We start from the raw sequence: 12673 nt of genomic DNA on the forward strand, positions 1-12673 counted from the left end.
GAAGCTACAGTCTACCGATGAGAGCCTAGAACGCAATTCGCTGAACTGCCCCGTTTGCCAACTCCACCGCCAATCGGGCGGGGGAAAAGGCCGTTTCGAACGGTCAGTGGGACCTTCGGGATCGCACGCCGATCACGATCAAACCGACCAGTAAACTTGCCAACACGATCGCGGGCCACGCGATCGAAACGCGTGAAAGCACCAGCAACGGCAAGGCAACGGTGATCATGCCCCCGCCAATGAACGGTGCGGAGAGCGGTGCGGCCAATGCGTAGTCCTCGGCCGCTCCCGATTCCAATTTGGGGTCGACCACCCGCAGCAACACAAAACCGGTCGCCGTGGTTCCAGTCGACATGCCAAAATTGATGAGACCCAGAGGAAACCACTTCTCAGCCGGTAAAATCTTTCGCGATAAAACGAGCAAACAAAACGTGGACCAGACAGCTCCGGCCACAAACAGAATGGTCAAAGGCACCCATAAAGACGCCACGGCCGCCAAATTCAAAGTGGTCACAGCCGCGACGACTAACAGATCCATCGACGTCGCAGAGATGCGTTGAACCGTGACGGGATCGATCCACTCGAGTTTTCCGGCAAATCGAAGGCACGCACGAACCAATGCCCCGCCAAACAAGGTGTAGATAAACAAAGGAAACGAGCCGACGATGTTCGCCAGTGTCAATCGAGACCGAAGCTGTGATTCGCCGGCGCTTTCAACGCTCTCAGCGGGTTCCGCAACTGGATTAGCGGCCGATGGCTCCTCCGCGGCGCTAACCGACTCAGCGGCCGGACCTCGAAACAACGTTTCAACCGATTCCGCTGCCCAGCCGACGGACGTTTGCATCAAGACGCCGATTCCCATCGCGAGGGAAAGCCAAATGACTTGCAGCAGCAACGGATCCAAAACGCTGCTGTCGATCCTTTCCCGGCCCAGCGAAGTGGACGATGCCAGCGAAGTCTTTGTCATTCGCGAGGCTGGCACATTCGCCGGGGCGTTGGATTGAGCCGGAGCCTTTTTCGCTGACAACTCAGCTTGACTCTCGTCGGGAAGCTGAATCCATCCGAAGTAGGCCGCCACTTGAATCCAAAGAATTCCGGAGACCAGTCCGTAGACCAGCCCGCCGGTGGCCATCATCACGGCGAGGTCGAAGCCTGCCTCCCACTGGATCGTCGGGTGTTGGAAAACGTCTCCCATTGCCGCGGCGGTGCCGTGACCTCCGGCGAATCCCGTTTCGATCAACATGCCCGCCGACGACGGCAAATCAAATTGAGGCCCGATCCACCACCACGTCATCCACAGCCCCACCACCGTCTGACCGATCACGATGATCCAAACCATCAGGCCTTGCTGCATGACGTCGCGAACCAAATGGCGACTGGACTGGTTCGCGGCTGTTTCGCTTTTTCCCAACAACATGGCGGCGAAGACCACGGCGATCAGCGTGGACGGCCAGGGACCCAGCGTTTGCAGCACCGGTTCTTGCCAATGGGCATTTTGAAATTGAGCGAACTGAACTACCAGCAATCCCAGTCCACCGGCGATCAGCGAAGCCGGGATTCGGCCCATTTGGAACCATGCGACCCTTTGCCGCAAAACGACTCCGGCGAGCAGCAACAGACTGACGAAGCAGATGGCAAACAACATGAAGGTCAATCGAAGCGGTGCGGAGAGCGAGACCGGGCGAGAGCCGTAGTGTCGCGGGACTGCAGGCGGGTGCAACCCAACGTGTGCACCCTGAAGCCGGAGTGTGGCGATCGCCCTTGTGAATTGCAGCGTGTTTTGTCGGTTGGCATTCCGTCGGTGGTCAATTCGGTCGTCGAAAAATCCCGGCAGTGACAAATTCCGATTTGCGGCCTAAAACATGGGCCTTCGGAGTTGCCATGGCACCCGCTCTTCTCGGTTCGTTCTCGTCTTCTCGCAACACACGTTCGCACAACACACGATGCTCGCAAGAAAACCACTTTTTCCCGGCGTCATTGAATTGAATTTCCAAGCCGGCGAAGTCTTGGGGTGCAATGTCTATTTGGTGCACGACGCTGACGAGTGGATCCTGATTGATATCGGTTACGAAGAAACCGTCGACGAATTCATCGAAATCATTCGCGGTTTGGACTTCCCGCTGTCGAAGTGCAAAACCTTGGTCGCCACCCATGCCGACGTGGATCACATTCAGGGGCTGGCGAAGACGAAACAGATTTTGAAGACCAGTATTTCGGCGCACCCCAATGCGGTCGAACCACTGACCTCAGGCGACACGCTGAAGACGTTGGCGGTGATCGAGGCGCAAGATTTGATGATGTCGATGCCGCCTGTCCAGATCGAACACGAGATCAATGACGGTGACATTCTGACCGTTGGCGAAAAGCAGATCGAAGTTTGGCACACACCCGGGCACACGGACAGTCAACTCGCGTTTCGAATCGGCGACGTGTTGCTGTCAGGCGACAACCTGTACCGCGACGGATGCATCGGTGCGATTGATGCTCATCATGGCAGTGACATCAAGGCCTTCGTCAAATCGCTGACTCGGATCCGCGAAAGCGACGTGAAGTGGTTGGCACCGAGCCACGGTCCAATCTTCGCCAAAGACAACGACATGTTGGATCGAGTAATCGATCGAGTCAGTGGCTACCTGCACATGGCCGACTTTGGAACGCTTGCGGAAGACTGGCCGCTGATGAACGAGTGGGATGACGAAGTTGCACAAGGCATCCTGCCCGAAGGACTCAAGACACCTCAGTCATAAGCTCTCGCCGGTGGGGCAACGCGTCGGCGACCGCTTCGCTTCGTTCCGTTTCTCTCGTCCAAGCCTTGGCCTCATCGGATTGGAACAGTTCATCGATGGAAGTCAAACGGCCTAAGCAATTCACGAACGCCGATGTGATCTTGGGCGGTGGCTTGTGCGGCTTGTTGTTGGCTGTTGAGCTTGCCACAAGACTTCGTCAGTCCGATCGAAAGATCATCGTTGTGGAAGCCACCGGCGGTGAAGTTCCGCGTCGCAATTTCGAACGCCCGTTTCGCTGGTTGCGTTTGCTTGGATCCGAAGCCGATTACAACCATCCAACCCAACCCTGTGAAGCGTTGGCGGGACGGCAAATCACGTGGCCTCGCGGTCGTGGTTGGGGCGGCAGTGGGCGGATCAATTCGATGATCTGGTTTCCGCCCACCGAGACCGACATCGCGAATTTGGTCGATGTTCTGCGGGAGCACGATGGCGATGTGCCGTCGAAGCTGAACAGCGCATTGGAACAGGCCAAATCATGGATCCGTCCAGAGCCGGCTCGTTGGCTGAGTGGCAGCGGGCGGTTGTTTCTGGACGCCATGAAAGACGCGGACCAATGTCACTTCGCGGCCTATGCTCGATTGAATCGAGGCGGCAGACGTTGGACCGCGTGGCAGGCCGTGAGTGAACTGCTCCAACGAGATCCGCAGGCTGGCCAGCGATTGTCTTTTGTGCGAGCGGATGTCCATTCACTTCGCATCCAAGACGGGCAAGCAACCGATTTGGTTTGGGACGATCGTTCGACCAGCCGTTTCGATGACGATTGCCAAGTCATCTCGTGTCTGGGCACCATTGGCTCGCCCACTTTGCTGCAGCGCAGCGGTCATCAGGTCACTGGATTGGGCGAAAACTTGCACGATCATTTGATCATGCCGGTGATTCACGGCACCGACAGCGACATTCTCACCGATGATGTGACCGACGCACGCTCTTTGGCGAACTGGCAACATTCAGGTGCAGGTCGCATTGCGTGCAACGTGGCCGAATGCGGCGGCTTGGATCCCGACCAACGTTGGCAGTTGCACGTGACGCCGACGGATTACCTTCGGTTCCCAAACTCTCAACGCCGTGGTGCCATGACCATCGGTGTGAATGTGACTCAACCGAGTTCGCGTGGGCGCATCCGATGGACAGCGGATGAGATGTCGATCGAAACCGGCTACTGGAACGATTCAAAGGATCGAGACCAGTTGTTGGCGGGCGTGCACTGGGGTCGTGAACTGGTTTCGCGATCACGATTGGCGACTGTTCTCGGTGCAGAAACCATTCCCGGTGCCAAACGCACTTCCGATGAGGCGTTGATTGCGGCGATGCAGCGATACACTCAAACGCTTTATCACCCCGCCGGGACATGTGCACTCGGAAACGTAGTGGATTCACAGTTCCGAGTCCGCGGGCTCAACAACGTGCGGATGGTGGATGCTTCTCTGCTGCCCAAGCCAACCGTCGGCAATCCCACAGCAACGCTTGCGATGCTCACCTGCTACGCTGCGAACCGAATCACGTAATTCCGAGGCTCAGAGTCTTGGTAGCAAACGAACATCACTTCGGCTGACGAAGATAACGCTTGTTCGATGCCACCAACGTGACGAACTTGCCTTGTTGCAAGGTGCGGCCATCGTCGCTGATCAATTGCCGGTGCCAAGTGATCTTGGCCGCGCGACGTCCATGTGGTTCGGATGACTCGACGGTGGTTCGCACGCGGACTCGTTCACCGAAGAACACTGGATTCTCGAAGTTCCAATCACTGACGCTGACCAGAGCCAGCGTGGCGGCTCGCGGGTGTTCGGTCGACAAACCCGCTAAAACGCTGAGTCCCAATAGTCCGTGTGCAACGGGGCGTCCGAACGGGGATCTTGGCAACGGGCTTTCTTTGCCGTTTTCATTGTGCAAGGGATCGTAGTCGCCGGTCAGTTCCGAGAACGCTCGCACGTCATCGGCACTGATTGTTCGCCAAGGACTCAGCCACTGCATTCCGATTTCGAGGTCTTCGCAGTAAAGCAGATCGGTTGGCTCCGCGACGTCTTTCGCGATGACAACGGTTTCCGGACGAGTCACGTCTTCAGGCGAGACAATCGGATTCTGGGTTGGCATCGAGTCGGACATTCACGTCTTTCCTTGTTGAGTCAACTTTGCCGTGACCATTCAGCACCCGTTTTTCGCGGGGATTGGAACGGTAGACGCGGCTTCATTTCGCGTCCGGCAAAGCCTGTTCGGGGCTCGCGACCGTGCGAGTCGAACCCATGGGACGACATCCCGGCACTGTGGCCAATCAAAATGACCAAAGCAATTCATTGCCGAGCATTTGCCTCATTTCACCCCAAACAGTGTACACAAGATTCCATCTGCGGCGATTGGGCGACTTGTACGGCCGAGTGACAATCGGCAACCAGACGCGGAGGACGACGATGCACGATTCGTGCCAGATTCCGATCGGTGGAATGGGGGCCAACTTGAGATGGAGTCATTCTTTCGTCGTGAGAGGACTGGGGATGCGACACCGTGGCGGTTGATCTGCCGGTTCATCTTTCTGATCGCTTGGATTTGCTTGCGACTGCTTGGATTTGCCCGAGCGGTCAACCATAATTCACTTTCGAAAGCGTCGACTCTCCTAGTCTTCGCAATTCCCACCGTTGGCCCTCCTTTGGATCCCACCTCGATGAAACTGCTTTTGAATCTGTCCTCGCCAATGACCCACCTGATCGCCGCGATTGCATTGGTGGCTTGCACCAGCAACTCGGTCTCTGCTGAATCGCCCGTGAAGCTTCCCGCGGAAACGGGAATGACCGAAATCTTCAACGGCAAGGATTTGACCGGATGGAGCGGCGATGAGCGATTGTGGTCAGTTCGTGATGGCGTCATCCATGGCGAAACCACGCCGGAGCAAAAAGCCAACGGCAACACGTTCTTGATCTGGCAAGACGGCAACACCAAAAACTTCGAAGTGCGATTGGAGTTCCGCTGCAACGCCGTCAATAACTCCGGCATTCAATACCGTTCGAAGCACATCACGGACAAATCCGCTCGCAACGATTGGGTGGTTCGCGGGTATCAGCATGAACTTCGAAATGAGATGAAGTTCCCAAACATCGCCGGTTTCATCTACGACGAAGGTGGACGCCGCGGTCGCATTTGCATGGTTGGCGAAAAGGCGGTTTGGAAAGACGGCAAGAAACAAGTATTGGAAAACTTCCTCAACGAAGAAGAGTTCCAAGCCTTGTTCAATTTGGACGATTGGAATGAAGTCGTGATCATTGGGCGTGGCAACCACATCCAGCACTTCATGAACGGCAAGCTGATCTTGGACTTCACCGACGAGCAGCCTGAGCTTCAGTTGCTGGATGGAAAGTTGGCTCTGCAGTTGCACGCAGGCAAACCCATGTGGGCTGAGTTCAAAAACATTCGTTTCAAGTCTTTGGATTGATCCGATGCGATCCGCATTCCTCGTTGCTATCTGTATCGTTGCGTTGTTGCAAACGTCGCCTGCGTTCACACAAGACGCGGGCACCAAAGATTTGGCACGCCCTGCTCAGAACCAATCGGTGAATCCAGGAATCAATGATTCGTTCCTGGATCCCGAGCTGGACGTGGATGCTTGGCTGCAACGTTTCGAAGTCGAAAGCCGAGAGGTTTATGCGGCCAAGGATGAGATTGTGGCGGCGTTTGGGCTGCAGTCTGGCGACCGTGTCGCCGATATCGGCACGGGGACGGGGCTGTATGTGGAACCTTTTTGCGATGCAGTCGGCAAGGACGGTTGGGTGTATGCAATTGATATCGCACCGAAGTTTGTGCAGCGAGTCAGCCAGATTGCCGAGCACAAACGGTTGGACAACGTCACTCCCGTTCTCGGATCAGGAAACGACATCTGTTTGCCACCCGCGAGCATCGACGCCGCGTTTGTGTGTGATGTCTATCACCATTTCGAATTCCCATCGCAATCGCTTCGGTCGATTCACCGAGCGATGAAACCCGGTGGGCAGTTGGTGGTGATTGATTTTGAACGCATCGAAGGCGTTTCGCGGGAATGGACAATGGGCCATGTGCGAGCTGGTAAAGACGTCTTTCGCAAAGAGATCGAAGCCGCCGGCTTTGAGTTTGTGGAAGAGGTGAAGCTGGAACGTTTCAAAGAAAATTACTTTCTGCGTTTCCGTCGCCCCTAAGCTGCCACTCGTTTGGCTAAGCTAGCCATTACCTCAACAGAACGTCTGCCTACGACGCGAGGCAGGCGTTTTTTCATTGGCGAACGCAGCTTCGTCCACGAGGTGAATCGAAGCAGCTTGGCATCCTATCTGGTTGATAGGAATTCAATCTCGATAGCGATGGGCAGATAGCGTGGCATCGGATCGCGACCCACCAACAAAAAAACAACAGACCCAATCGGATCTGCCTTCGACCAAGTCGTTGTTCGATGCCACGGTTGCATCGGAAGACGGGGAGCGTTTGATCGAAACTCCCGATTGGATTGGTCGCTACCGAATCGTGCGGCGGATCGGGAGTGGTGGTTTTGGATCGGTCTTCCAAGGCAAAGATGAATCGCTCAACCGTGATGTCGCCATCAAAGTCCCGATTCGTTTGCTCGATGACGCCAGCGACGAATATCAGTGGACATCCGAAGCTCGGATGGTTGCTCAACTGGACCATCCCAACATCGTTCCGGTGTACGATATTGGTCAATCCAAGGCGTTGCCGTTTTACGTCGTGTCGAGGTACATCGAGGGAGCCGATCTTTGCGAGCGAATGCAGGCATCCAAACCTGCGTTGGACGAGACCGTTCGATGGGTCACCGAGATCGCGGACGCTCTGCATCACGCGCATCAACAAGGGCTCGTTCATCGCGATGTCAAACCGAGCAACATTCTGATCGATCAGCAGAATCGAGCTTGGCTGACGGATTTCGGTTTGGCCATCAGCGACGATGTTCCACGACCTGTTCGCGGTGGCAGATTGATTGGGACCTATTCGTACATGAGTCCCGAGCAGGCGCGTGGGGAAGGACACTTGGTGGATGGTCGTGCCGACCTCTTCGCACTGGGCATTGTGTTGTACGAGCTTCTGGTTGGACGGCGCCCCTTCGAAGGAGGTTCCAGCCGACAATTGCTGCAGAACATCATGCACGCCGCCCCAAAGCGTCTTTGCCAAGTTAATCCGGAAGTGCCGTTGGAGCTGGAACGCATTTGTTTAAAAGCGTTGGCGTTGCGAGTCTCTGATCGCTACGTCGATGGATTGGCGATGGCGAACGATCTTCGCGGCTTTCAGATGCTTGGATCGACCGCTGATGCAAGTGTTGACCTTTCCGGCGAGTTTTTGCCTTCGTCGGGTAGCGGATCACGGCGATCATCGGGGATGTCGGCCACTGCTACGAGGGCGAATGCACCTCGGGGTGAAGGCGAGCCACGCGTGGTTCCGAAAGGGCTTCGAGCGTTTGATCGTCACGACCAAGATTTCTTTTTGCAATTGGTACCGGGAGCGCGAGACGCCAGAGGCGTTCCGGAGGTGTTGCGGCAGCTTAAGATCCGAGTGGATTCCCGCGAATCGCAAGACACGTTTCGGGTTGGGTTGATCTACGGGCCGTCGGGTTCGGGAAAGTCTTCGTTGATGCACGCGGGTTTGGTGCCGTTGCTATCTCGGTCTGTCGAAGTGGTCTCGGTCGAAGCGAATGCCAAGCACACCGAGTCTCGAATTTTGTCTGAGCTTCAGAAGCTGGATTCCAGTGTTGCTCAGCAGACGACGCTGATTGGTGCGATGGCGCAGATACGCAAGAACAGCGTCAGTGGCGGCAAGAAAGTTCTGTTGGTGATCGACCAATTCGAGCAGTGGTTGCACGCTCATCCAACCATTCGTGACGAAGTCTTGCTGGATGCCATTCGGCAGTGCGATGGAAAAAATCTGCAGTGTTTATTGCTGATCCGAGACGATTTCTGGATGCCCGCAACGCAGTTCTTTCATGAGTTGGATTTGCGTTTGGTGCAAGATTTCAACTGCGTTGCTGTCGATCGATTCGATGTCAAACATGCCGAGTTTGTGCTGAAAGAGTTTGGACGTGCCTACGGTTGTCTGCCAGAGAATCTGGATGGGATGACAGAGGAACAACGCAAGTTTGTCCAGCAAATTGTTCGAGGCGTGCAAGAAAACGGCAAGGTGATTTCCATCCACCTGGCTGTGTTGGCACAGATGTTGAAAGGCCAACAGTGGGATTTGAAAACGTTGGCCGAGTTCGGCGGCGCGGAGGGTGTCGACACGGGCTACTTACGAATGACATTCGAAGGCATCCACGCACCTCCACACCACCGACGATTTCGCGAACCGGCCAAAGCCGTGCTGGCGGCGTTGTTGCCGGAACGCGCGGCAAACATCAAAGGGCAGATGGTTGCGAGTGATCAGCTACAACGGATCGCTGGTTTGGACGATGAGACGTTCGATGAATTCGTTGAGATGATGGACGGCGAACTTCGTTTGATCACGCCGACCGCCGCCACGGAATCAAGCGATTCCGACATTACGAATCGAAGCTATCAGTTGACCCACGATTTTCTCGTGCAGCCCATCCGACAGTGGCTGACCGAAATGGATCAGCAGACGGTTCGAGGCAGAACCAAACTTCGTCTGGCGGAACTGACCGAATATTGGAAACGCAACCGCGACAATCGGTTTCTACCCAGCGGTCTGGAGTATCTGCGTTTCCTCGCCCTGACCGATTCCGGCCAACGCTCTGACGAGCAGCAGCAATTAATGGCGGCGGCGTCAAAACATCACGGTACTCGATGGGCGATCGCGGTGCTGATGATGCTGATGTTGGGAGTGACGGCAGGCATCTTGTCACAGAGTGTGCGTCGTCGGTTGGCGGACCAACAGACCGATTCGAATGTCGCTCGGTTGCTGACCGCCGACATCGCGATGATTCCCGATGCGATCAACTCCATCGCAGACCTGAACGAGGATCCTCCTCAGCAATTGATTGACTTGCTGCAGGAACAAGACGTCTCCGATCGTCAAAAATTCGCGGCGCGATTGGCATTGGTGCAATCTGATCCGGGGCAAGTTGTCCCGCTGATCGAAATGATCCCGCAGTTCAATCCGGATGGTCTTTCGTTGATCGCCGAACGCTTGAAACCTCACCAAACGATCGCGACGCCTGAGCTCTGGTCGCGTTTTGAATCGAGCCGATCCGACGAAACGAATCAGTTGAGATTCGCTTGGGTCTTGGCGCAGCTCGACGCGGCAAGTGGGAAGTGGCAGCGGCACGCATCAACCGTTGTTCGAAGCATCGTCAATCAAAACCCAACACAAGTTGGTGAATTCATTCCCGGGTTGGTTCCGATTGCCAAAGTTCTGATCGAACCCGCCAGTCGCTATTTCGCGGAGTCAGGTTTGGCGGACAATTCTGCCGCGGAAAGCAGCGACATCATCAACCGTGATACGCGTTTGAACGCGGCGTTTCTACTCTCGAAGTGCATCGGGCCCGAGGATGCGGTGCTGGCGGAGTTGCTCGCCGTCGCCGTGGACGATGAGTTTGAGCTGTTGATGTCAGTCGCGGAGCGTGACCCGGATGCGGTTGCAAGTCGTTTGCGAGAAGAATTGCGGCAACACGCCGAACCTGAATGGTCCGATGAACAGGAGTTGTCCGAATTCTCATCCCCCGACGCGGCGCTGGTGCAACGCGTGCAAGCGTTTGGCGGTTTGGTCACAAACACTTTCGCATTGATCCAGAAGTGTCCGTTGGCAAAGTTTTTGGCGGTAGCAGAATCGCTCTCGGAATTCGGCTATCGACCCGAGTGTGTTCGTGTTTACGAGAGTTCCACCGACCCTTGGGTGGCGTCCGTTTTGGTGCGAGACGGCTTGGATTGGGAGTTCACGTTCCCAGCCGATCGCAACGAAGTCGGTGAGTTGCAAACGCAAATGCGGTCTCGAGGAATGTACCCGTGTGACGTTACCGCCATCCCCGCCAATGCAGTTGGGATGGCTGCTGGTGGCGAAGCAATGGACGCGGACGACGTGCCGACCGGGCAAAGATACGGAGTCCTTTGGACTCGGCTTCCTTCCGGAACCTTGGACGCGAAAATTTATGTTGGTCTGAATGAGTCCGAGCATCAGCCCAAGGGGTGGGGGCCGCTTCTCAGCGGTGGGTTTGTTCCAAAAGCGAATTTGAAACAACGCGATTCAAAGGGAACGGACCACTACAGTTCCGTGCGTTTCCGAATGGTCGCGTCTCCGATCACTGATGATACCTGGAACGACAGCCCATTCAGTTTTCGGTCTCGAAACGTGGTGGGCAAGTATCAAACCGATGTCCGTTTGAATCCGCCAGGAGAGTTCGATGAGGAAAGCGTGAGCTACTCCGCGATTTGGTGGAACGGCGGTGACTTTGAATCGAAAACTCTGACGCAGCTACCGATCGACGAGCACCTTGCAAAGGCGAACGAATTGTCGGCGGATAATTATCGAGCCGTCAGTTTGTCGGTGGTTCAAGATGGCGACCAGCTTGTCGCGGCTTCGGTGTGGCATCGGCCCGTGGTGACCGATACGCAGAAAGACCATGTTGCCAGTCGGCAAGCCAATGCAATCATTGCCTTGGCTCGATTGGGAGTTGTTCAGCCGTTGTGGGAGGCATTGCAACTGGAGCCGGATCCTCGTCTACGATCGTTTCTGGTCGATCGTATGGCACGCCTCGAAATGCCTGTTCAGACGCTGCTGGCACGTTTAGAAGACGAGCAAGATGAGTCCACCAAGTTCGCGGTGTTGGCTGCAATTTCCAAGTACCGACCGGATCAATTGTCCAACAGCCAATTGCGGGGACTTCGGGAGCTCACGACCAACTGGGGAACAACGGATCCTCGAGCCTCGATTCATGCAATCTGTCGGTATTTGGCCAACCGTTGGGGATGGGGCGAGACGGTTGCCGCCATCGATGACGCGGAATCGCCCAATGGCAGCAGCACAATTGACTCCGCGAAGGTTGGCTCTGATGGATCGCCCGGATGGATTCGAAACGGGCAAGGACAGACTCTCGTCACGATTTCAGGGCCGGTATCATTTCAAATGGGATCGCCGGCTCACGAGGCTTTTCGCGATCATGGGTTGGAGGCACCGGTCCAAGCCAAGATCCCACGCTCGTTTGCAATCGCGGATTCCGAAGTCACCTTGGAACAATACCAGCGATTTGATCCCGAAGCCGATTACGCCACCCAGTACGCGCTGCATCCGGATTGTCCAATGACATCCGTGCGTTGGTTCCATGCAATCAAATACTGTCGATGGTTGAGCGAGCAAGAAGGCGTTCCTGAATCGCAGATGTGTTATCCGTCGATCGAGGAAATTGAACGCGACTTCGATAGCCCGGATGGGATTCGTCGTCCCAAGGACTTCCTGAAGCGAACCGGGTATCGGCTGCCAACGGAAGCGGAATGGGAATATGCCTGCCGTGGTGGCACCACGACGCCACGTTCCTTCGGCCATTCACCCGAGTTGCTTTCGCAATACGCTTGGACAACCGAGAATTCAGCACGCAACTCGCAGGTGCTGTTTCATCCTGTCAAGCAATTGATGCCCAATCCATTTGGTTTGTTTGATACGCTCGGCAACGTGATGGAATGGTGTGAGACACATGATTTCTCACTTCGCGGCAAACAGACAACGATGGTTGATTCCGAACTTGGTTTGCTCGACACGCGTTCCATTGACCGAGTCGCGCGGGGAAGTGCGGTGTTCTATGTGCCAACAACCATGCGAAGTGCCAAACGCGAACAGGAAAAGGTTTACACGACTCATCCTTATCTTGGTTTCCGAATCGCACGAACGATTCGATCGGAATCGGACGCAAACGACGAATCAACGGCGACGGTCATCGAGACCAATTGATTGCGTGAATCACGGGATGAATTTCCGGCCGAATC

7 protein-coding genes are annotated in these 12673 nt (G+C 55.6%); 5 read left to right on the forward strand and 2 right to left on the reverse strand.

Annotated elements, in window-relative coordinates; genetic code table 11:
• Positions 1-103: 103 nt before the first annotated feature.
• On the reverse strand, positions 104-1645 hold the full coding sequence (locus tag LOC70_RS21655; protein ID WP_230256054.1) for a sodium/glutamate symporter: 1542 nt from the start codon (positions 1643-1645) through the stop codon (positions 104-106).
• A gap of 298 nt (positions 1646-1943) precedes the next feature.
• On the opposite strand from LOC70_RS21655, the gene LOC70_RS21660 reads away from it, so the two are divergent.
• Both LOC70_RS21660 and LOC70_RS21665 read left to right on the forward strand, forming a co-directional pair.
• Complete coding sequence (locus tag LOC70_RS21660) at positions 1944-2747, forward strand: MBL fold metallo-hydrolase (RefSeq protein ID WP_230256055.1); 804 nt, start codon at positions 1944-1946, stop codon at positions 2745-2747.
• A gap of 95 nt (positions 2748-2842) precedes the next feature.
• A complete protein-coding gene (locus LOC70_RS21665; protein ID WP_230256056.1) occupies positions 2843-4291 on the forward strand; it encodes a GMC oxidoreductase in 1449 nt (482 codons plus the stop codon).
• A 34-nt stretch (positions 4292-4325) separates the two neighbouring features.
• Here the strand turns inward: LOC70_RS21665 and LOC70_RS21670 are convergent, their stop codons facing one another.
• Positions 4326-4889, reverse strand: a complete 564-nt coding sequence (locus tag LOC70_RS21670) for a MaoC family dehydratase (RefSeq protein ID WP_230256057.1) — start codon at positions 4887-4889, stop codon at positions 4326-4328.
• A gap of 583 nt (positions 4890-5472) precedes the next feature.
• Between LOC70_RS21670 and LOC70_RS21675 the strand changes: the two genes are divergently transcribed.
• The 3 genes from LOC70_RS21675 (at position 5473) to LOC70_RS21685 (ending at position 12638) form a co-directional block, all read left to right on the forward strand.
• The gene (locus LOC70_RS21675; protein ID WP_390889099.1) at positions 5473-6207 is read left to right on the forward strand and encodes a 3-keto-disaccharide hydrolase; all 735 of its coding nucleotides are present in this window, start codon (positions 5473-5475) and stop codon (positions 6205-6207) included.
• 4 nt (positions 6208-6211) lie between these two features.
• Complete coding sequence (locus tag LOC70_RS21680) at positions 6212-6943, forward strand: class I SAM-dependent methyltransferase (RefSeq protein WP_230256059.1); 732 nt, start codon at positions 6212-6214, stop codon at positions 6941-6943.
• A gap of 172 nt (positions 6944-7115) precedes the next feature.
• A complete protein-coding gene (locus LOC70_RS21685; protein ID WP_230256060.1) occupies positions 7116-12638 on the forward strand; it encodes a bifunctional serine/threonine-protein kinase/formylglycine-generating enzyme family protein in 5523 nt (1840 codons plus the stop codon).
• The last annotated feature ends 35 nt before the right edge of the window (positions 12639-12673 follow it).

It is taken from the genome of Rhodopirellula halodulae, from assembly GCF_020966775.1.
Taxonomy (GTDB): domain Bacteria; phylum Planctomycetota; class Planctomycetia; order Pirellulales; family Pirellulaceae; genus Rhodopirellula; species Rhodopirellula halodulae.